Origin of the sequence: Paenibacillus durus (assembly GCF_000756615.1) — a bacterium.
Taxonomy (GTDB): Bacteria; Bacillota; Bacilli; order Paenibacillales; family Paenibacillaceae; genus Paenibacillus_AQ; species Paenibacillus_AQ durus.
Genome location: NZ_CP009288.1, coordinates 3,844,103 through 3,864,315 on the forward strand (window position 1 = coordinate 3,844,103; position 20,213 = coordinate 3,864,315).

The following is a 20,213-nucleotide window of genomic DNA, read 5'->3' on the forward strand; positions in this document are numbered from 1 at the left end:
CTACGATAACCTCCCTTTCAACTGTTCAACCAAATCTCCGAGCGTCACTTTCGCAACCAGCCGGACACCCTCATCGAAATAGAGTTCAGCCGGCGACGGCGCTAGCAGAAATAAGGCAACGCCCATTTTCCGGACAAAATAAAGCTCGCACGGCTTACCTGTCAGCGCGCCGGCATGCTTCTCCAGCGTACGCAGCAAAAGCCTTCCTTCATCCAGACTCATCTCCCCTCTGGCAAGTAAAGTGTCCGCCGCATACAAATGCAGAAGCTGCTCGAAGGAATACAAGCCCTCATTGCTCTGAACCTCCGGTCCATACGCAGACATTGCAATATCCGTAACAATGTTTCGTTCTATTATAGCCTCTTTGGTCAAACGGATCTCGCTATACCCTTCCGTATTGGACAGTCTGCTGGCGAGCTCATCAAGCGAAAGATCATCCTTCATATTTAAGATATTTCGAATCCGGGCTTGAATAAGCATGCTTGGAAAAAAGGTCTCCTGTCCAGTAAACGTGGATTTTCGGATAAACCATTCTTCCGGAATGAGCTGCTTGCGCTTCCAGCGGTAAAGCTGTCCGTATGAAATTCCGGTAAGGTCCAGAAGCTCCTTTTTTGATATTAAATCATCCTCCATTTTCTTCACCTCATAAACGCATTGTAACATAACATTGTTACGTTGTAAAACTGTCGCTGCCCTGTGTGCTGAATATAAATGGTTAACTTTTGGTGTTTTGTTGGTATAATGCAATTAAAGGCAATGTGCAGTTACATTAATCGATATACTAAGGAAGGATCGACATGCTAAAGACCAAACGCATTAAGCAAATTCAGGATTATATCATTGAACACAACACCGTGTCGCTCGACGAACTCGTTGCTGTATTCGATGTTTCCAAAAATACGATTAGACGGGATATCCAGGAACTGGTCGAAGGAGGGGAAGTTAAGAAGGTGTATGGCGGTGTAGCCGCTGTAAACCCGCCTCTCATTTCTTTTAACGACAGAAAGTCGCAGAACCACAGCGAAAAACAGAGAATTGCCAAAGCTGCTGCGGGGTATGTAACTGACGGGGATATTATATACATTGATTCCGGAACAACCACTCTTGAGATGATTGAATATATTAAGCATTTGAACTTGACCGTTATTACAAGCAATCTTGACTTCATCCTTGGTTCTCTGCCTTACGGCAATTTGAATGTCATTTCAACTGGCGGTGTCCTGGAGCGCAAGACAAAATCATTTGCCAGCTTCAAAAATATGGACCTGCTGAAAGCGTACAATATTAATAAAGCGTTTATGGCTTCAACCGGCATTTCAATCTTGAGCGGCGTAACCAATTCATCTCCGCTCGAGAGCGAAATCAAGCAAATCGTGGTCGAACGCTGCCGGGAAGTGTTCTTGCTTGTAGACCACAACAAATTTGGCAAGCATGCGCTCATGACCTACTGCAAGCTGGAAGATATCGATTATTTGGTTACCGGCACCATGCCCGGGAGCGATTACCAGCAGTTTGCGGAGGAGAACAATATCAAGCTTGTCATAGCCGATGAATAACAGGCAGCCAAGCCGAATATCAACGCCTGCTCACACAAAAGCGCGTTCCCTCCGGGTCCGGAGAGGACGCGCTTTAATTGTATATATCTCAATTGCGAGCCGCAGGTCAGGCTTTCGCTCCTTCGGCAACCTCTTCGGCCGCCGGTTCCGCAGCCCCTTCTTCGGCCGCAGGCTCTGCCTGGACAGCAGGCGGCGCGATCTTAACGACCAGCGTTTCCGGATCTGTCAGCACTTCCCATCCCGGATGCTTCGGCAGGTCTGAAACGAGCAGATGATCTCCGATATTCAAGCTGCTTACGTCCACTTCAAATACGGATTCCAGCTTGTCCGGCAGTGTGCGGATATCCAGCTCATGCAGCTCGACCGTCTGCACGCCTCCGGCTTTAACCCCTTCCGGCGTACCGGTAAAATGCAGGGCTACCTTAGTGTCCAGCTCGGCTTTCAAATCAATGACATGGAAGTCGATATGCAGCAGCTTTTTGGTCAAAGGCTGGCGCTGTACGCCCTGAATAATCACATCTTTGGTGCCGGACGCCGGCAGTTCCGCTTTCACAATCGCCCGCGGATTTTTGCTCAGAATACTGTCTATCGTTTTTGCATCCGCGCTAAGGGAAAGGGATTCAGAACCCGCACCGTAGATGACAACAGGCACCAGGCCCTGTCTCCGCTGCGCGGCAGGCTTCCCGGTTCTTTCCATCAATCGTACTGCTTCACTCATTACCAATTCCTCCTAAGTATGGATTTAAAAACATAAGACCGATTAGATCTATATTCTAATCAGTCTCATACTAACCATATTGCTTTGCTGTGCAACCAGTATAGCACTCCTGAAAACGAGAGTCAAAATTGTCATTTTACCCAAATTAATCCAAAATTCGCGATTTTCTGCCTTTGGTCAATATTATTCGAGTCTAACTCGCTTTTTGCCCGTAGAGAGAGTAAAATAACGGTAATCCATATAACAGGAGTGATGAATATGCGGCAAATTTCTTCAGGAGAAGGTCGGTTTTACATTGCCGGAGATGGAGAAGACCTTGCTGAAATTACATACAAGTTGGACAATTCCAAGACAATGATCGTCGATCATACGTATGTATCGGAACAACTGCGGGGTCAGGGAGCAGGCGAAGAGCTGGTCAAAGCGGTTGTAGAAAAAGCAAGAAACGAGGGACTATCGATCATCCCTCAATGCTCCTACGCCGCGCATCAATTCAAGAAGCATCCCGAGTACGGGGACGTGCTGAATGAGAACGGAAGCGGTCTGTCTTAAACAAACTGCCCGTTATTCGCAGCGAAATGTCCGCTCGGGCTGCGATTCCAATGATTAGGAGGAAACGGGTTTGGCGACACAGGAAATTTTACGAGAAATAGAGGAATTGCAGCGCCGCTGCGAAGATTATGATGGCATATCGCTGAAGCTTAACTGGGATTCGCTACGAAGCGAACCGGGGTCTGGAGGCGCTCAGTGGCTCTATACTTACGAAGAGGGGCTGCTGGCCGGATTTATCGGACTGTACAGCTTCGGCGGCGAAGTTGAAGTTTGCGGAATGGTGCGGCCCGGCTACCGCCGGCGCGGCATCTTCACCTCATTATGGCAGCAGGCCTATAAACAGATCGTCCGCATGAAGGCGAAGAGCATACTGCTCAATGCGCCGGCGGCTTCCAAATCCGCCTCCGGCTTTCTGAAGACCCTGCCGCTCGAGTTCAATCATGCGGAATACCAGATGAAATGGGACTATGAGAAGGCTGAGGACCGTTCAGCTTTCGAGAACAAGATCCTGCCTGATGACATGGTGATCCTTCGTCCCGCCCGCGCCGACGAGAAGAGACTGCTCGCCGTTCTCGACAGCATGGGCTTCAATACGACGCTGGAAGAAGCGGTAGAAATGTATGAAGAACTGGATGGGGAAAGCAGCAATGAGCATATCATTATTGAGCTTGAGGGGCAGCCCGTAGGCAAAATGCGGCTGTGGACAGAACATCACGAAACGTGGATTTACGCCTTCACCGTAGATGAGAGAATGCGGGGCCGAGGCATCGGACGCAGCGCTCTTATTCAGACGATTCAACGGGAAAGACGCATCGGTAACGGAATTAACCTGGAAGTCGCACTGGACAACCCTAACGCGCTCGGACTGTATGAAAGCTGCGGATTCGTCATTACCAATAAGCAGGATTACTATCGTTATATCAGCTAGACCCGGTTAAGTGACTATTAAGCGTGAAAGATCCGCCGGGAACCGGCGGCATGAAGACCCTATGGTCCGGCGACGGTCCGTAGGGTCCTTGTGTGTCACAACGCGGCAGCCTAAGTCACATCAGGAGATGCCTTGATAAGCTGTCCTTACTGGTTCTGCCTCAGCTTTCGCCCTTTGACGTACAGTCTGCGCATCCGCTGCCTCCCTCGCTATTCAATACGGCTAGCAGCCTTAAGTAATCGAGCGAGGCTTCCAGCGTATAGGCATTCCCGTCGTAGAGGCGCCTCTCCTCCTCCATGAGATAATGAATCTCCACGCTCTCGGGCGGCGCGCCGAAAGTCTTGCGGCAGAACACGTTGGCCATATGTATGAACCCCCGGGCAACCTCCTCATTTCCGCACACCATGAACTTCTGCACATTCAGTCCGCTGCCTCTTCTGCGGGAGTGCCAGACCAATTGAAAGATGATGGACAAGTCCATTTGCAGTTCAGGTACGGGCACATACCACTGTTCATACAGCATGAACGGAATCTCTCCCTCGTGACAACTGCTTACTAGGCGGACCAGTGCATCGGATATCGTATTTTTAACCTCCCAATAGTGCATAAGCGAAGGAAACAGTTGAACTCGCAGAGGCCATCTGCGCTCCAGGAGAAACTGAATAGGCGTCTCCCTGCGCACCTCGGGCGTTAAGCTGTAATAATCGTTTAACGTATGACCGACCGCATACTGCACCTGCTGCCGCCACAAAGGCAATTCTTTTCCGCCGGCGCTTACCTCCGCCATATCAAGCAGCGTACGCTCTACGATATAATCGTGAAATTTTGGAAGACGGGAGGCCGGATTAGCAACTGCGCCGCATGCCGTATTCATCTTAAGATACCCCTACGCAGGCCTCGGCAAAACGCTGTCCGAATTTGCGGCAATCCTCTTTCTCCACGGCTGTCGGCCCATATTCAATTTTCAGACTCGTCTGTACTATGGCGGCGCCCTTTTCCCTCAGCTTTTCCTCAATCAGGTCAACCGCACCGCAGTAGATGTCATAACCGGTGTCGCCGCTTCCGAACACGGCCGTCTTTCTGCCTGCTAAATCTATTTCATCCAGCTCCTCATAGAAATCGAGGAATTCATCGGGCAGCTCTCCGTCTCCCCAGGTGTAGGCTCCCAACACGGAACCATCATAGGATGCTATATCGAAGGCGCTGCAGTCGGTGACCGATTTCATGACCGCCTCTCCTCCCGACTGGCGGATTCCCTCCGCGATCAGTTCCGCTATTTCCTCTGTATTGCCGGTCAGGCTGGCATATACCACCAATATTTTAGCCATGTTCCATATCCTCCCCCAAATGACAGAAAGCCGTTTTTGAAAACAATGAAAGTATCCCTTCTCCAGTAGCGGTGTGGGATATAAACCCATTCTATTGATAATGATTATCAATGTCAATGATATTTTGCAGCAGAATAGCTCATGGATAAAGCGCTCGAACCGTTTGTTATAAACCGGCAAAATGATGTACAATATAGGCTAAATGAATTTTTGAAGGATGGATTAACATGTACATGGCTCGGGACTGGAAGGATTATGAGATTATCGATACAGGAGGCGGAGAAAAGCTGGAGCGCTGGGGGGATATCATTCTTCGGCGGCCGGACCCGCAAATTATATGGCCGCTTACAAAAGAAACCTCGCGGTGGAAGGATGTTCACGGACATTATCATCGCAGCTCATCGGGCGGCGGTCACTGGGAAATGAAAAAAAGCATACCTGATAGCTGGAGCATCAGCTACGGCAAGCTTAGATTCCATCTTCGTCCAACCAACTTCAAGCATACGGGATTATTTCCGGAGCAGGCGGCCAACTGGAGCTGGATGATGGACAAGATTGCGGGCGCGGGACGTAAAATACAGGTGCTTAACCTGTTCGCTTATACAGGCGGGGCCACCGTTGCGGCGGCCAGCGCGGGCGCTTCCGTCGTGCATGTCGATGCGGCCAAAGGCATGGTTCAGTGGGCAAAAGAAAACCTGCAGCTGTCCGGCCTCGGAGAGCGTCCGGTCCGGTTCATCACCGACGACGTCTTCAAATTCGTGCAGCGCGAGCAGCGCCGGGGCAATAAGTATGACGCGATCATTATGGATCCTCCCTCCTACGGCAGAGGACCCGGCGGCGAGATGTGGAAGCTGGAGCAGAGCTTGTATCCGTTTCTGGAGAGCTGCATGAGCATTTTGAGTGATAACCCGCTCTTCCTGCTCATCAATTCCTATACGACCGGCATTTCCCCAACCGTTCTGGAGAACATGCTGGCCATGACGATGAAATCGCGCTACGGAGGCAAGCTCAGCTCCGGGGAAATCGGCCTGCCGATCACTTCCTCCGGACTGAATCTGCCTTGCGGCATTCTCGGCCGCTGGGAGTCGTAGAGCCATGGTGCGGAGCGTAAACGGCGGACAGGAAGACGGACAGATGCCGGGTTCCTGTCAGATTTTGTATGAGGATAATCATCTTCTTGGAATCGTTAAGCCGGTTAACATTCCCGTACAGGAGGATGCCACGGGAGATGCCGATCTGCTCACCCTGCTGAAAGAGGATGTCAAACGGCGCTATGATAAACCCGGCAATGTCTATATGGGCCTCGTTCATCGGTTAGACCGTCCCGTCGGCGGAGCCATGGTGTTCGCCAAGACCTCCAAGGCGGCTTCTCGATTGTCGGAAAGTGTCCGCAGCCGTAGCTTCCGCAAAGTGTATTTGACCGTCGTACACGGACGGCTGCCTGCTCAAAACGGCCGATTGCGAAATATCCTGCTCAAAAATGCCAAGACGAACACAGTTACTGTTGTTCGGGAAGGTACACCTGGCGGAAAGGAAGCCATACTGGATTATACCGTACTTGGCTTCACCGAAGGTTTCAGTCTTGTAAAAGTGGACCTGCTTACCGGACGGTCTCATCAAATTCGCGTACAGCTTGCCCATGCCGGCTGTCCGCTGTACGGAGACCAAAAATACGGAGCGTCCGTCAACAAGCCAGGACAGCAAATCGCGCTGTGGTCTTCGCTTGTCGGATTCCCGCATCCCGTTACTAAACAAGAAGTCGAACTGATCTCTCTACCTCCGCGTCAATATCCTTGGGACCTGTGGAGCGAAGAGCTTCAGGAGCGGGCTCTCAGGTAAAAGCAGCGACACTGTTACGCAGCGGGGTGTTCCCCCACAAAATTCATGTCAGCATTCCGCTGACCATTGCAAGAAGCAGGCTATCCCTCTGCGGGATAGGCCTGCTTTTGTTATATCTGCCCCGCTAATTCCTGGTTACCTGGTCATTTCCAGAGGGGCGGCTTCATTGCCCGGAGCCACGAGCTTACCCATTAAATACAGCAGAAGCTGCTGATTATGGGCCGAAATATGGTCCAGCACTTCCGCGAAAAAATCGCTGCGGACCTTAAGGCCGCGCGCGGTTTCCTTCCTGCCGAGATCGGTTATGCTGACCCAGACGATCCGGCGGTCGGAGGCATCCCTGTCTCTGATAATCAGTCCGCCCCGCTCCATCCGGTCGAGCAGCATCGTAACCGCGGCAGGACTGGTAGCCAGATGCGGAGCCAGATCGGAAGGCTTGGCGGCTCCCCGTTCCTGAACTAATTCAAGCACCGTAAGCTGCGCGTCGGTAAGCGTAGGAGCCAGCTTTGTATCCATATGAACCTTATAGTCTTTAAGAATTTTATGCCATATTTTACTGAATTCAAAGGAGTTCACAGTTGTTCCTTCCTTTCTTGGCGAAAGATCCGTTATTAAGATATGTTCGCGGAAGAGTTTCTTTTTCCTGCAAGTGGAAAAAAATAAATAACTCCGTGAACTTTTTACCCACAGCACGGATGTATTAATCAGTATACTTCTCCACCAAGAGAAACGGCTGCGCCGCCCTTGAAGCATCTTTGAAAAAAGCATCCGCCGCCTCTGTCGAAAAGAGGCGGCGGATGCTTGGTTGCGGATTCTCCCGATATCGATAAAATCCGCTTTATTTCACGGAAATTTGCAAGCTGATGATCTCGTCTTTCTTCTCCAGCGGAACAAGAAGCTTGCCGGTCGAACGCCGGTCGGCGATTGGCGCGGCTTCCGAGGAGAAATGGTACAGCGCGCCTTCGCGAGTAATGGCGGTCAGTTCAAACGGTTCTCTACAGTAAAATGCCCCGGCAATACGGCTGCCGTTCGGACGGACGCGCTTGCCTTCCTTGAATTCAAATGTCGGCAATCCCTTGCCGCCCCGGCTCTGCGGCATATAATCCAGCAGCAGACTGCGCTTGCCGTAGCCCAGTTCAGTCACAGCCAGAACCTCTCCCTCGTCGTCCGAGACGCGGAAGCAGGATATCACCTCATCGCCTTCTCGAAGCTGAATCCCTTTTACGCCAGCGGCTACGCGGCCCATCGGATTGACTTCGCTCTCGCGGAAGCGGATGCTCATTCCTTCCTTGGTGACTAGCATTAGATCTTTATCTCCACCGCTCAGCATAACCGACAGCACTTCATCCTCCTTAGCCACCTTGCATGCCGCCACGGCGCCGCTGCGGCTGGTGAAGTATTCCTTCAGCTCGGTGCGCTTCACCTGTCCTTTGCGGGTAATAAAGAACAGGCTTTGGTCAGGCTCTTCGAAATTGCTTACAGGTATCATTCCGGCTATGCTGTCTCCCTTGCCCAGACCGATCACGTTTACAATCGCGGTGCCCTGATCCTTCCATTTGAACTCCGGAATCTGATGGACGGGCAGCAGGAAATATTGCCCCTTGCGCGTAAATACCAGCAGACTGTCCCGCGTATTAACGTCGAGCAGGCTGGCGATATAGTCGCCTTCCTTGACGCCGGAAGAATTCCGTTCGCCGCCGGAGCGGGTGAAGGATAGCATGCTTGTCCGTTTGATATAGCCGTCCCCCGACAGCGCTACAAGCACATCCTCCGCGTTGACCAGCGCCTCAATGCTGACCTTGAGCTCTTCCACCTCGACCTGAATGGCGGACCGGCGGTCAATGCCGTATTTATCGCGGATCTCCATCAGTTCCTTGCGGATGACGCCAATCAGCTTCTTGTCGCTCTCCAGGATGCTGCGCAAGGCAGCAATCTTCTTCTGCGTCTCCTCCAATTCCTTCTCCAGCGTCTTGATCTCCAGATTAGTCAGACGATACAGCTGGAGAGTCAGGATCGAATCGGCTTGTCTTTCGCTGAAGCCGAACATCCAGACCAGATTGTTCTGGGCGTCCTGACGGTTCTTGGATGCTTTGATAGCTGCGATTACTTCATCCAGAATATTGAGCGCCTTGACCAGCCCCTCCAGTACGTGAGCCCGGTCCTCCGCCCGCTCCAGATCGAACCGGGTACGATGCGTTACGACTTCACGCTGATGGGCGATGTAAGCCTCAAGGATGGCCTTAAGGCCCAGCTGCTGGGGCGCTTTATTGACAATAGCGACCATGTTGAAATTATAGGTGATCTGCAGGTCGGTCTTCTTGAGCAAGTAGGCCAGAATCCCCTGCGCATCAGCTTCCTTCTTCAGTTCGATCACGATCCGCAGACCTTCGCGGCCGCTTTCGTCGCGTACTTCCGCTATGCCTTCAACCTTTTTCTCAAGGCGGATATTCTCCATGGCGGTAACCAGACGCGATTTGACGACCTGAAACGGGATTTCGGTAATGACGATCTGCTGCTTGCCTCCGCGCAGATTCTCAATCTCCGTCTTGGAGCGCAGGTAGATGCGCCCTTTGCCTGTCCGGTAAGCATCCATAATTCCGTCGCCGCCCATAATAAGACCGCCTGTCGGAAAATCCGGCCCTTTCATGAAGGTCATGATCTCCTCCAGCTCGATCTCCGGCTTCTGCATAACCGCGATGCAGGCATCAATAGTCTCGCGCAGATTATGGGGCGGGATTTCGGTGGCAAAGCCGGCCGAGATGCCGCTCGTGCCGTTCACGAGCAAATTCGGATACCGCGACGGAACCACGACCGGCTCCTTGGCCGTGTTGTCGAAGTTGTCCTTGAACAGGACGGTACGTTTCTCGATGTCGCGCATCATTTCCATGGCAATCGGTGACAGCCGGGCCTCCGTATAACGCATGGCTGCCGCAGGATCATCATCCATCGAGCCCCAGTTGCCGTGTCCGTCAACGAGCACATGCCCCATTTTCCAAGGCTGCGCCATTCTTACCATGCCCTCATAGATCGACGAGTCGCCGTGCGGATGGTAATTCCCCATCACATCCCCGACTGTCTTGGCCGACTTGCGGTACGGTTTGTCCGGTGTATTGCCCGAATCGTACATAGCGTACAGTATTCGGCGCTGCACGGGCTTCAGTCCGTCGCGGACGTCGGGAATGGCCCGGTCCTGAATGATATATTTAGAATACCGGCCGAATCGGTCGCCGACGACCTCTTCCAGAAATGCCGGCAAAAATTGTTCGGATAAACTGCTCATGCATTCACCTTCTGTTCCTCAAACTGTCGCCTTATGAAAAAATGTGACGATTAACGCGGCTCCGCTGCGGATTGTCCTTCCGGTCGCTGTTGTCCCCAAATATCTTTAATATTATTCAAAGGTTGATATTCGGGGACAAAGGCGAACGCTGACGCTCCTCCAAGACAATTCCGCCGCTGCGCTCTTTATCGCCAAGTTTCTAAAATCTCGAAATTCTCGTCACCTTGTGACGAGAACACTTAAATATTATGTCTCGTCACTACTCTACAATCTCGGTAAAATCGACATTCTCGACAATCCAGCGCTTACGCGGGTCGACCTTGTCGCCCATCAGCGTAGACACACGGCGCTCCGCCTTGGCGGCATCCTCAATCTGCACCTGAAGCATGGTCCGCGACTCGGGATTCATTGTCGTTTCCCACAGCTGATCGGGGTTCATTTCGCCGAGCCCTTTGTAGCGTTGAAGCTCAAAGTTCTTGCCGAACTCTTTCAAATAGTTCTGAAGCTGCTCATCCGTCCAGGCGTATCTGACCGTTTCCAGCTTGCCCGATTTGCGGGTCAGCTTATACAGCGGAGGCTGAGCGATGTATACTTTGCCCGCATCGATCAGCGGCTTCATGTACCGGTAGAAGAACGTCAGCAGCAGCACCTGAATATGCGCGCCGTCGGTGTCCGCATCGGTCATGATGATGATTTTGGAATAATTACAGTCTTCGACTGTGAAATCCGAGCCTATTCCAGCGCCAATGGCAGCAATGATCGCCCGGTATTCGTCGTTCTTCAGAATTTCCGGCAATTTTGCCTTCTCGGGGTTCATCGGCTTGCCCTTGAGGGGCAGAATCGCTTGAATCTTGGAATCGCGCCCCTGCTTGGCTGAGCCGCCTGCGGAATCGCCTTCCACAATGAACAGCTCGGTGCGGGAAAAGTCCTTGGATTGCGCAGGAGACAGCTTGCCGCCCAGATTCGAGCCTTCACTGCGCTTCTTGCCGCTGCGTATTTCATCCCGCGCCTTGCGGGCCGCTTCGCGCGCTTTGGCAGCCTGGATGGATTTCCTCAGCAGACTCTGCGCCACCTGTGGATTCTCTTCAAGAAAGCGTTGCATATTCTCGGAGACGATAAAATCAACCGTGCCTCTCGCCGAGGCGCTGCCGAGCTGGTCCTTGGTCTGGCCGACGAATTCGACCTCGGCCATTTTGATGCTGATCACAGCCATCATGCCTTCCCGTAGGTCGCTGCCATCCAGATTCTTATCTTTCTCTTTCAGCAGCCCCGTTCTCCGGGCGTAATCATTCATGACGCGCGTATACGCTGTCTTGAATCCGGTCTCGTGCGTACCGCCGCTGCGGGTCGGAATCGAGTTCACGAATGACGCGATCGTCTCGGTATAGCCACCGTTGTATTGGATCGCCACTTCTACCTCAATCTCATCCTTCTCGGCGCTGAAATGGATGACGTCATGCAGTACATCCTTGCCTTCATTCAGATAGCGAACGAATTCGCTGGCTCCGCCCTCATAATAATACTCATCCTGGCGTCCGCCCCGTTCGTCCGTCAGCGTGATGCGTAGTCCCGAGTTGAGGAATGCAATCTCCTGAAGCCGTTCGGCAAGCGTATCGTAGTTCAGCGAAATGCCTCCCTGGAACACGCGAATATCCGGCTTGAATGAGATTTTCGAGCCGGTTTTGTTCGTATTGCCCAATATCTCAAGACCCGTAACGGGTTCTCCGACATGTTCTTTACCGTCTTTACCGACCCAATATTCAAAGCGCTGGCGGTGTATTTTGCCTTCCCGGTAGATCTCCACCTCAAGCCATTCCGACAGAGCGTTCGTCACCGAAGCGCCGACGCCGTGCAGTCCGCCCGATTTCTTGTATCCCGAGCCTCCGAACTTGCCGCCGGCATGCAGGATGGTGAATACAACTTGCGGCGTCGGAACGCCCGTTTTGTGCATGCCTGTCGGAATTCCCCGGCCGTTGTCGGTAACGGTCACCGAGCCGTCTTTGCGCAGCACGATATCGATTTTCGTGCAATATTTCGCCAGATGTTCATCCACTGCATTATCTACGATTTCCCATACCAAATGGTGTAGTCCCGAGGAACTCGTACTGCCGATATACATGCCGGGCCGTTTGCGAACCGCAACCAGACCTTCAAGCACCTGAATGTCGTCAGCATCGTATCCAGTCCGGTCTGCTGCGCCGTTCTTCGAGACTCCAGCGAACATATCGACCTGTTCGAACATTCATGTTCCCCCTTCTCTTCTCTAATCCCAAAATGCAAACAAATGTTTTGGTTACTTTGTACATTCTAATTCAAAATATCCCTTTTCGTAAAGACGGCGAATGAAATGATTATAGATACGATCCCCCAAATGCTCAGAACCGCAATCGAAAAAGGCAGTGACATCCCTTCAATCGGCGCCGGAGACCCGGACAGATAATTGGTCAGGCCCAGGTTAACCATGAACAGATACTTGGCCGAAGTCCAAGCCGATGCCATATTGGTAAGGATCGTGCCGGCGATCAGCGCGGCCATCATTACGACGATGCTTGCCGCCGTACTGCGGAACAGCACCGAAACCATAAAGGCGAGCAGAGCGACAACTACGCTGACAAACCAGATGAGACCACACTGCATCAGCATATATTCCCACTGCGGCACCGAATGAACCGCGGACATATCGACCGAGTCTCCGCTAAGCTGAAAGCCGGTGAAGACTGGCGCGTTAAAGCCGCCGTACCCGAAAGCCAGTCCGGAGATAAGGTAGCTTACCAGAAAGGCGGATAAAATAATCAGTGACACAAACATCAGCAGCGCGATCAATTTGCTCATAAGCACCTTCCAGCGCTTTACGGGCCGGGTCAACAGCATTTTAATGGTTCCCGTCGTTCGTTCTCCGGATACAATATCGGAAGCAACCGCCATGATCATCAGCGGGATGAACAATGAGATCGAATTGTCCAAAAATTCGCGGGTAAAGGTTACGCCGCTGGGTTCGTTCGGATTCACATCATGATCGAGATAATACTGCATCTGCTGTATAAAAATTCGCCGGTACGTCTTCCACTCCTCCGGAATCCGGCTGCTGCTAAGCGAATTTTCGTTATCGGTAATCTGCTGCTGCAATTCCAGCCGCCAATCGGAACTGAACTTCTCCCTGTTCCGTTCAGCCGATCGCATCTGGGCATAGGTGAACATCGGAACAAGCACGACCAGAATAAGCAAAATGACATAGAAGCGTTTCTTCTTAATGATTTTCATGCACTCATTGCGGATGAGCGGCAGCAGGCTATTCAATAGTCTCACCCTCCGTCAGTTTCAAGAATAGCTGTTCCAGTGTCGGGTTGATTTTATGCACGGCTCTAACCTCAATTCCCGAGGCTACGAGCGCGGCGACGGTATCCGGTACGGCATCGTCATCCATAATCGTCACGGCGGACCCGCTCCTCAGATTCGCAATGACTGTATCATCCAGCGCAAGCTCGGCCGGGTCTGCAAGCCGGATTCCCGCTCTTGATTCCAGCAAGGCTGCGCCCCGTTCGTATGGCTCCAGCTCCCACAGCACATAAGGCGAATTGCGGGCGACAAGTTCGCTCACGCCGCCAACGGCCAGCACGCGCCCTCTGCTGATAATAGCGACGCGGTCACAGAGCAGCTGAATTTCGCTCAGCAGATGGCTGGATACGAACACCGCCATTCCCTCTTCCGCCAGCTTGCGGATGAATTCCCGCATTTCTTTGATGCCCTTGGGATCGAGACCGTTCGTGGGCTCGTCCAGAATAAGCAGCCGCGGGCGTCCGAGCAGCGCCTGTGCTATCCCCAGGCGCTGGCGCATACCAAGCGAGTAAGTCCTCACCTTGTCATGTATACGCTGGTCAAGCCGGACGGTCCGGGCAACCTCGGCAATCCGCTCCTCATCAACTCCCGGCTGCATGCGCGCGAAATGCTGCAAATTCTCCCAGCCTGTCAAGTATGAATAAACCTCGGGATTTTCGACGATGGAGCCAACATACTGCAGCGCCATTTCAGGCTGTTTGTTAACATTATAGCCGCATACGGTAATGGAACCCTCGCTTGGCCGTATCAAATCGACGAGCATGCGGATTGTGGTCGTCTTTCCTGCCCCATTCGGACCGAGAAAGCCGAAAATCTCGCCTTCCCGAACGTCAAAAGTAACGTTGTCGATAATCCGCTTCCGTCCTATTTTTTTGCGGACCCCGTTAACGGATAAGACGACGGCTCCAGAGCTGTTTATGTTGTCATGCGTGATCATGTATTCCACCTCTTTCCTCTACCTTACCGCCTGAACAATCCGGTCCGCCATCCGCTGATACCCATCGCCGTTCGGATGAAAGTGGTCGCTGGACAAATATTGGCCGAGATGGCCGTTAAACAAATCAAGAGTCGGGACAAGTGTCATGCCGGTGTTGCGGTTGATGATATCCATCGCCGCACCATTCCAAGATGTGACGGCCTGATTGCCCGGAATAAGCATCTCCCGAAGATCCCCGAAAGGATTGTACAGACCGATATAGTAAATCCGCGCCTGCGGATTGATCTCAGATATTGCGCTCAGAACTTCCTCCAGCCGCTTTGAGGCGCCGGGAAGACTCCTGAGCAGCTGTTCAGGAGTCAGATCCTTTAACGCAGCGTTCTCCGGGGAACCGCTGCCGGGAACCGCAGCGCTGCCCGCAGCGGCGCCTTCGCTCCCGCCGGAACCCGCTTGAACATCTGCAGACCCTGATGCGGCTTCCCTGCTCTCATCTGTTCCTCCCCCCGATTCGTTCAGCATGCGCTGCGCTCCCTGAAACAGATCATTGCCGCCAATCGAAACGAGAATAATATTGGCCTGACGGAGAACATACTGTACGCCTTCTTCTTTAAGCTTGTCCCGCAGCCCGGCTGTTGTCAGGCCGTTAATGCCGAGGTTCCCGACTAGCTCGGTCTTCGTTCCGTCTGCGGACAAACCTGCCACGGCCCGCCGCACAAAGCCCTCGCCCGTATTATCCCCCGTACCCTTGGCCAGCGAATCGCCGACTGCCGCGACCTTAAGAATGCCTGATTCTTCGGCGGGAGCCGCCGTATTCTGAGGGACCTCAGCGGAGTAACTGGTTCCCCGGGGGGACATGATATCTCTAGCTGCATAAATGAAGCCGATGACCAGCAGCAGCGTGGCCGCAATGGACAGAAGGCTTAGACCCCGCCAGGTCCATCTGAAATCGTTCAAACCTATCCCTCCATCCGATCGATAATATGTGTTGTATTTAAACATAATTCTTCTATCTTTATTTTGCAAATGTACTGAAAAACAGAGAAATATAAAGGAATTAATTGGGAATCAAAAAAATATTAAAAAAAGCTTGCATAAATCTATGATCAGAGTTATACTATTTCTCGTTGAATCATTGACACGGGTTATTAGCTTAGCTGGTAGAGCAGCCGACTCTTAATCGGCAGGTCGCAGGTTCGACCCCTGCATAACCCATATTAAAGAAGCACAGGAAATCTCCCGTGCTTCTTTTCGTTTTTTCAAATTTCAAATAAAGAAAGACCGCCCTTCTCCGCAGTGGAAGAAAGACGGTCTCTCGTGTAACACGGGAACGCGAATGTATTATTTTCCGATAAACTCCTGCGCCCAATAGTAATTGTCAAAGCCCACTCCGATATAGTTGAAATTTTTGTTCAGAATGTTGGCTTTGTGTCCCGGGCTGTTCATCCAGGCATTCATGACTTCTTCCGGCGTACGCTGGCCTTTTGCAATATTCTCGCCGGCATAGTTATAAGTAACGCCAAAAGTGCGCATCATATCAAACGGTGAACCGTACGTAGGTGACGTATGCGAGAAATAGTTGTTGCTCCGCATATCCGTCGCTTTAGCCGCCGCAACTTTGTTCAAGCTGTCAAGCGCAGTCAGCGGAGCAAGACCGGCTTTGGCACGTTCCTGGTTTACCAAGTCTACTACTTGTTTGACAAATGAAGCTTTGTCAGACTGGACAGCCTCAGGAGCTGTTTGCACTGGTGGCGCAGGCTTGGCCGCTGGGGCTGGCGTTTCCGCCGGTTTCGCTACAGCCGGCTTTTCCGCCGGGGCTGCTACCGGCTTAGTCTCGACCGGCTTTGCATCCGGCGCTGGTGCCGGCTTAGCCACGGCAGGATTGGAACAATTACCGTCTGTTATACCTGTCAGATCAGACGGGATCGTTTTACCATAATTTCGCTGCAAATATTGCATCAGCTGTTCGTAGCTGATTCCCTCCTTAACCGTCACCTGCGCCGAAGCCGCCTGTGCCTGCGATGGTAAGGATATGCCAAGCGCCATTACCGCCGCTACGCTTCCGCTTAGTAGTGCTTTTACCATGTTGCTCTTCATTCCGCCATCTCCTCTTCTTGTTGTGTCTCTATGCCGTATAAGAGAATAGCGGCAAAGATTACAAAGTTGTAATATGTTCCTTGGTCATTGTAACATACTACTCACCCGTTATGTGACGTTAATTTCTGCCATTTTAGGTGTGCCTTTGTAATCTCTTATCAGTGCCGTGTGCCTTTATATTTAGTGAAAAGACCGCCAGAATGCTCCCTCGGTGTTGATGAGGCCCATAATCTCCGCAAAAGGAACACGGAAGGTCGGGAAGCCTGCGGCGTAAGGGGCAATCTCGTAAGGAGCGAAATAAAGATAGAGCGCTTCTCCGTCGACATAGAACGGCTGGTCTTGAGCTATGCCTTTGAAGGCACCCTCAAATACATACGAGTATTGGGGATCGTTCTCGATCTGCCGGGCAACAATTTCACTGAGCCTATCCGTGTAGTTGATCGCCGGCTTGAACAAATCTTTTAGTTCATAGAATTTACCGGACCGCAAATCGATGGGCGTAAAAATACGGGTAGGCATTCCATGGGCGGCTCCATAAGGGAAGCGGTAACCGTCTAACTCAAGCTGCAGCAGATTTTTGCGGAAAAAAGAGACGGAAAAATCACCCGTGTAGCTGTAATCCCGCTGATCTTCAGGGATAACCTCATTAACAAGCGAAAGCTCTTTCAGTCTGTTATTGACCCGGGCAGACACACTCGAATCGGAAAATCCTTGTACATACGGGTAGTAGACGAGGTAATTGAAGTCCGGTTTAAACTTCCGCTCTTCCACGGCGTAGGGAAGCCGGAGGGGAATGAGCGTATTTTCCTTCCACACCTGTCTTCCGTTCCGGTCATAATAACTGGTACGCTGATCCACGTCCGCTCTGATCAGTTTTCCGCTGAATGAAAGGGTGCCCGAGCCCGGAACAACCGGCGGCTGTGCTGCCCGGTTTCCGCTTCGGTCAATGAAATAAGTCTCTTGTTCATCATATACGGAGGCGAGTCCCTCACTGTAATTGTTCACTCCGCGCAGCGGATGAGCGCCAAGTATCCGGCCGGTTACAGCATCGGCTATAGTATACGAGGAGCCACGGAACGGTTCAGCCGGCTTCAGAGGTGTCCCGAGCGCGACGCGGTTCTCCCCGAGCTGCTGGATGTACTCGTAGTTAGGCTGAATGACAAACGTCCCGTTCCTATCGATCAAGCCATAGGCGTTCTGATAGGTCTCCGCTATGTTAACAGCCGCCCTTCCTTCCGAAAAAGGCAGCGCTGTCGTAAACTGCGGCTTAATGACCGTTTTTCCTTCCTCATCGATATATCCGTATCTGCCGTTCTCCTCCGCCTGATAGGCAAGCAAGCCGTCTCCCGGATTGCCTACAAAAGGGTAGTGGTACGTATGCAGGACTTCGCCGTTCTTCCCGATCAGTGCAAATTCTCCCGCCTGGACCTTAACAAGCGCCTTTCCATCCTTAAAGTCGGACGCATCCTCGTATTGGGCTGGAATGGCTTCCCGGCCGTTACGGTCCAAATAGCCGTATCTGTATTTGTCATCCACCTGCTTGTAAAACAGCGCACGCCCTTCCTGCAGGGAGTTCAGATAGTCGTATCTGCGTCCTGTCAAAGGCTTTCCCTTCTCATCTATTAAAAAATAACCTTTGCTGTCGCTCGCGACCGCGCGTCCTTCTTCAAAAGGCCCGATAAACGCGTACACAGGCTTAACGACTTCTTTGCCCGCTGTGTTAATTAAGCCGCTGTGACCCTTGCTTTGAATGACGGCAAGACCGTTCTCCTGGAATTCTTCGGCATAGTCGAAGCGGGGTTCAATGACCGTGCGTCCATTGTCGCCAATGTATCCCCAAAGCACCCCTTCATTTAGCCTAAACGGCGCCGGGTGAAGGGAAATGGCCCGCAATTCGGCATCGGCTTGAAATTCATCCCCGTAGGTCACGTCTACATCCCCGCTGTGGAGATCAATCCGGTACCAGCCGGGTTCAGACGGCACAACAGCATAGGCAATCTCCGGGGTCCGAGCATCCTGCTCCGGCTGGGATATACGCTCGTTCCATCCGCTGCCGTCCCATTTCCATACTTCCGCCGTCCTCCATGCATTCTTCTTTGCTTCCCGCGTACCGCGTAAGTCGATTTTCAACATGTTCCGCTCCCCCTGACATAAGGCGTTTGCCCATAGAATATGGGAGAGGAGCCCATTTTGTGAGAGCTGACGGCAAAAAGCCGCCCCCAATCCGCGAAAAAAATTCCGACGGTCCGGGAAGCGGCTTGCGGTTCAGGAACACGACCGGAGTATTGGCCGCTTTTGCTTTATTGATGATGACGCCCGCCGCTTGGTCGACCGGATTGATCAGCATGGTGCTGTATTTCTTGGTAAGGAACAGATCCATCTTATCGTTCTGAGTAGGCTGGGAGTTCTGGGTGTCCACGATGTCCACCTCGGCGATGCCTTTGGCTGATTCCTCGACTTGTCCTCCTTACACAGACAAATACCGGCTTTTTTAAGGGGAATTGTACGGGTTGAGCGGACTTTTACGCAAAAAAAAGTTTGGGTAGACTTTCGCGTCCACCCAAACCTTTCTATGCTCCGCCGCCCTGTACGGCTGCGGCCGCCTAATGTTATTCCGCCTGCTCACGGTCCAGAAACGTCCGGTTCTTCCGTTTGTTCTCGAACGCAATCAGCTTACCGACCGCGTCCTCGACTGTCCCCCTGCTGGAATACACTGTAATTCCGAGCTGCTTCAGCCTCTGCTGCGCTCCCGGCCCGATCTGAAGCACAAGCACCTTGCTGCAGTCTTTGAGCATGTCGACCGTCTTGCTGAGTTCATCCGTGTGATGCTCTCCCTCTTCCCGCGTGGTTACGTTGTCGCGGACTTCCAGCAGAGTCCATTCTCCTTCATCGCCGACTTCATAAATATAAAACCGCTCGCTTCTTCCGAAATGCTGATCGACAAGCTCCCCGTCGCTGCTTCCTACCGCCAGTTTGTAAGACATTCTGTATTCTCCCTTCTAAATTGCCGCCTGCAAGCTGTTCATTGACTCCGCACGGCATACAGCCGCCTTGACACGGCACTGCGTAGCGAAATTCTAGCATGAAAGCTGCAACTCTATCAATGAAATTTACCTCACGAACGGGAAGAGCAGCTTCTGATTTTCCGGCCACAGCATATTATCCAGATTAATCAGCTTCGTCCCCGTATCGTCGATGTGCGGCGGGGTCGATCCCAAGCAGGAGGACAGCGCCGCTGCCATAAGGATTAAGAGAAGCAGGGTCAGCCATACCGGTATCCTTTTCATTGGGATTTCATGAGCCGGAAAAGTAACCGTAACCACAGTGCCTTCTTCAAGCTCGCTCTTGAAGGATAGGCCGTATTCCCGCCCATAGTACAAACGGATTCGCTCATCCACATTGCGTATGCCGACGCCGGACCGCTCCCGCTTTTTACGCCTCCCTTTAAAAGTACAAAATGATGCTCCTCCTCGCAAACGATAAAGTATGCGCTTTCATTTTTAATTGTAAGGCTGATGTGTCTTTATTTCAAACAAGAATCCTTTTAACCTTTGCTGTCTCTCAATAAAAAAACCACCCCTGCTGAAAGCGGGATGGGGATGGATGCTCGGTAAAGTATACGTTTTGGTGTAAAACGATTTATTT

Annotated in this window: 19 protein-coding genes, 1 tRNA gene and 1 pseudogene; 6 read left to right on the forward strand and 15 right to left on the reverse strand. The window is 52.1% G+C overall.

Features of this window, described 5'->3' with window-relative positions; genetic code table 11:
* Nucleotides 1-633, reverse strand: coding sequence for a YhbD family protein (locus PDUR_RS16385; RefSeq protein ID WP_042207225.1), 633 nt, complete (start codon nucleotides 631-633; stop codon nucleotides 1-3).
* A gap of 164 nt (nucleotides 634-797) precedes the next feature.
* Here PDUR_RS16385 and PDUR_RS16390 point away from each other — a divergent pair, with 164 nt between their 5' ends.
* Nucleotides 798-1,556, forward strand: a complete 759-nt coding sequence (locus tag PDUR_RS16390) for a DeoR/GlpR family DNA-binding transcription regulator (RefSeq protein WP_042207226.1) — start codon at nucleotides 798-800, stop codon at nucleotides 1,554-1,556.
* Between the two features lie 106 nt (nucleotides 1,557-1,662).
* Here the strand turns inward: PDUR_RS16390 and PDUR_RS16395 are convergent, their stop codons facing one another.
* Nucleotides 1,663-2,274 (reverse strand): 50S ribosomal protein L25, encoded by a 612-nt coding sequence (locus tag PDUR_RS16395; protein ID WP_042207227.1) that lies wholly within the window; start codon nucleotides 2,272-2,274, stop codon nucleotides 1,663-1,665.
* A 258-nt stretch (nucleotides 2,275-2,532) separates the two neighbouring features.
* On the opposite strand from PDUR_RS16395, the gene PDUR_RS16400 reads away from it, so the two are divergent.
* Both PDUR_RS16400 and PDUR_RS16405 read left to right on the forward strand, forming a co-directional pair.
* A complete protein-coding gene (locus tag PDUR_RS16400) occupies nucleotides 2,533-2,826 on the forward strand; it encodes a GNAT family N-acetyltransferase (protein WP_042207228.1) in 294 nt (97 codons plus the stop codon).
* 70 nt (nucleotides 2,827-2,896) lie between these two features.
* Entirely contained in the window at nucleotides 2,897-3,754 is an 858-nt protein-coding gene (locus PDUR_RS16405; protein WP_042207229.1) for a GNAT family N-acetyltransferase, read from the forward strand.
* Nucleotides 3,755-3,914: 160 nt separating this feature from the next.
* Here PDUR_RS16405 and PDUR_RS16410 read toward each other — a convergent pair whose 3' ends face one another.
* Nucleotides 3,915-4,628 carry a hypothetical protein gene (locus tag PDUR_RS16410; protein WP_052410254.1) on the reverse strand — a complete coding sequence of 238 codons (714 nt, stop codon included), beginning with the start codon at nucleotides 4,626-4,628 and terminating at the stop codon, nucleotides 3,915-3,917.
* 1 nt (nucleotide 4,629) lies between these two features.
* Nucleotides 4,630-5,082 carry a flavodoxin gene (locus tag PDUR_RS16415; protein WP_042207230.1) on the reverse strand — a complete coding sequence of 151 codons (453 nt, stop codon included), beginning with the start codon at nucleotides 5,080-5,082 and terminating at the stop codon, nucleotides 4,630-4,632.
* A gap of 227 nt (nucleotides 5,083-5,309) precedes the next feature.
* On the opposite strand from PDUR_RS16415, the gene PDUR_RS16420 reads away from it, so the two are divergent.
* Nucleotides 5,310-6,173 carry a class I SAM-dependent methyltransferase gene (locus tag PDUR_RS16420; protein WP_042207231.1) on the forward strand — a complete coding sequence of 288 codons (864 nt, stop codon included), beginning with the start codon at nucleotides 5,310-5,312 and terminating at the stop codon, nucleotides 6,171-6,173.
* A gap of 4 nt (nucleotides 6,174-6,177) precedes the next feature.
* Nucleotides 6,178-6,921 (forward strand): RluA family pseudouridine synthase, encoded by a 744-nt coding sequence (locus tag PDUR_RS16425; RefSeq protein WP_233277384.1) that lies wholly within the window; start codon nucleotides 6,178-6,180, stop codon nucleotides 6,919-6,921.
* A 135-nt stretch (nucleotides 6,922-7,056) separates the two neighbouring features.
* Here the strand turns inward: PDUR_RS16425 and PDUR_RS16430 are convergent, their stop codons facing one another.
* The 6 genes from PDUR_RS16430 to PDUR_RS16455 form a co-directional block, all read right to left on the reverse strand.
* On the reverse strand, nucleotides 7,057-7,497 hold the full coding sequence (locus tag PDUR_RS16430; protein ID WP_042207232.1) for a MarR family winged helix-turn-helix transcriptional regulator: 441 nt from the start codon (nucleotides 7,495-7,497) through the stop codon (nucleotides 7,057-7,059).
* A 262-nt stretch (nucleotides 7,498-7,759) separates the two neighbouring features.
* Nucleotides 7,760-10,201: a DNA gyrase subunit A gene (gyrA, locus tag PDUR_RS16435; RefSeq protein WP_042207233.1), complete on the reverse strand. Its 2,442-nt coding sequence runs from the start codon at nucleotides 10,199-10,201 to the stop codon at nucleotides 7,760-7,762.
* A 259-nt stretch (nucleotides 10,202-10,460) separates the two neighbouring features.
* Nucleotides 10,461-12,443 carry a DNA topoisomerase IV subunit B gene (parE, locus tag PDUR_RS16440; RefSeq protein ID WP_042207234.1) on the reverse strand — a complete coding sequence of 661 codons (1,983 nt, stop codon included), beginning with the start codon at nucleotides 12,441-12,443 and terminating at the stop codon, nucleotides 10,461-10,463.
* 65 nt (nucleotides 12,444-12,508) lie between these two features.
* Nucleotides 12,509-13,498, reverse strand: coding sequence for an ABC transporter permease (locus PDUR_RS16445; RefSeq protein WP_042207235.1), 990 nt, complete (start codon nucleotides 13,496-13,498; stop codon nucleotides 12,509-12,511).
* Nucleotides 13,491-14,474: an ABC transporter ATP-binding protein gene (locus PDUR_RS16450; protein WP_042207236.1), complete on the reverse strand. Its 984-nt coding sequence runs from the start codon at nucleotides 14,472-14,474 to the stop codon at nucleotides 13,491-13,493. Before PDUR_RS16450 ends, PDUR_RS16445 begins: the two co-directional genes overlap by 8 nt.
* An 18-nt stretch (nucleotides 14,475-14,492) precedes the next feature.
* Nucleotides 14,493-15,428, reverse strand: a complete 936-nt coding sequence (locus PDUR_RS16455) for a GDSL-type esterase/lipase family protein (RefSeq protein ID WP_052410255.1) — start codon at nucleotides 15,426-15,428, stop codon at nucleotides 14,493-14,495.
* A 185-nt stretch (nucleotides 15,429-15,613) separates the two neighbouring features.
* Between PDUR_RS16455 and PDUR_RS16460 the strand changes: the two genes are divergently transcribed.
* Nucleotides 15,614-15,686, forward strand: a tRNA-Lys gene (locus PDUR_RS16460).
* A gap of 126 nt (nucleotides 15,687-15,812) precedes the next feature.
* On the opposite strand, the gene PDUR_RS30100 is transcribed toward PDUR_RS16460, so the two are convergent.
* The 5 genes and pseudogenes from PDUR_RS30100 to PDUR_RS16485 all read right to left on the reverse strand — a co-directional run bounded on the left by PDUR_RS30100 (nucleotide 15,813) and on the right by PDUR_RS16485 (nucleotide 19,948).
* Nucleotides 15,813-16,568: a CAP domain-containing protein gene (locus PDUR_RS30100; RefSeq protein ID WP_042207238.1), complete on the reverse strand. Its 756-nt coding sequence runs from the start codon at nucleotides 16,566-16,568 to the stop codon at nucleotides 15,813-15,815.
* 180 nt (nucleotides 16,569-16,748) lie between these two features.
* On the reverse strand, nucleotides 16,749-18,701 hold the full coding sequence (locus tag PDUR_RS16470; RefSeq protein ID WP_042207239.1) for a WG repeat-containing protein: 1,953 nt from the start codon (nucleotides 18,699-18,701) through the stop codon (nucleotides 16,749-16,751).
* A gap of 118 nt (nucleotides 18,702-18,819) precedes the next feature.
* Nucleotides 18,820-19,014 (reverse strand): annotated as a pseudogene (locus tag PDUR_RS29865) (methyl-galactoside ABC transporter substrate-binding protein); the annotation flags it as partial.
* Between the two features lie 163 nt (nucleotides 19,015-19,177).
* The gene (locus PDUR_RS16480; protein ID WP_042207242.1) at nucleotides 19,178-19,552 is read right to left on the reverse strand and encodes a NifB/NifX family molybdenum-iron cluster-binding protein; all 375 of its coding nucleotides are present in this window, start codon (nucleotides 19,550-19,552) and stop codon (nucleotides 19,178-19,180) included.
* Nucleotides 19,553-19,678: 126 nt separating this feature from the next.
* A complete protein-coding gene (locus tag PDUR_RS16485) occupies nucleotides 19,679-19,948 on the reverse strand; it encodes a hypothetical protein (protein ID WP_042207243.1) in 270 nt (89 codons plus the stop codon).
* Between the last annotated feature and the right edge of the window lie 265 nt (nucleotides 19,949-20,213).

Coding starts and splice junctions, on each gene's coding strand:
- gyrA (WP_042207233.1), bottom strand. CDS start 10,201: ATGAGCAGTTTATCCGAACAATTTTTGCCGGCATTTCTGGAAGAGGTC.
- PDUR_RS16415 (WP_042207230.1), bottom strand. CDS start 5,082: ATGGCTAAAATATTGGTGGTATATGCCAGCCTGACCGGCAATACAGAG.
- PDUR_RS16480 (WP_042207242.1), bottom strand. CDS start 19,552: ATGTCTTACAAACTGGCGGTAGGAAGCAGCGACGGGGAGCTTGTCGAT.
- parE (WP_042207234.1), bottom strand. CDS start 12,443: ATGTTCGAACAGGTCGATATGTTCGCTGGAGTCTCGAAGAACGGCGCA.
- PDUR_RS16450 (WP_042207236.1), bottom strand. CDS start 14,474: ATGATCACGCATGACAACATAAACAGCTCTGGAGCCGTCGTCTTATCC.
- PDUR_RS16400 (WP_042207228.1), top strand. CDS start 2,533: ATGCGGCAAATTTCTTCAGGAGAAGGTCGGTTTTACATTGCCGGAGAT.
- PDUR_RS16395 (WP_042207227.1), bottom strand. CDS start 2,274: ATGAGTGAAGCAGTACGATTGATGGAAAGAACCGGGAAGCCTGCCGCG.
- PDUR_RS16390 (WP_042207226.1), top strand. CDS start 798: ATGCTAAAGACCAAACGCATTAAGCAAATTCAGGATTATATCATTGAA.
- PDUR_RS30100 (WP_042207238.1), bottom strand. CDS start 16,568: ATGAAGAGCAACATGGTAAAAGCACTACTAAGCGGAAGCGTAGCGGCG.
- PDUR_RS16425 (WP_233277384.1), top strand. CDS start 6,178: ATGGTGCGGAGCGTAAACGGCGGACAGGAAGACGGACAGATGCCGGGT.
- PDUR_RS16420 (WP_042207231.1), top strand. CDS start 5,310: ATGTACATGGCTCGGGACTGGAAGGATTATGAGATTATCGATACAGGA.
- PDUR_RS16385 (WP_042207225.1), bottom strand. CDS start 633: ATGGAGGATGATTTAATATCAAAAAAGGAGCTTCTGGACCTTACCGGA.
- PDUR_RS16410 (WP_052410254.1), bottom strand. CDS start 4,628: ATGAATACGGCATGCGGCGCAGTTGCTAATCCGGCCTCCCGTCTTCCA.
- PDUR_RS16470 (WP_042207239.1), bottom strand. CDS start 18,701: ATGTTGAAAATCGACTTACGCGGTACGCGGGAAGCAAAGAAGAATGCA.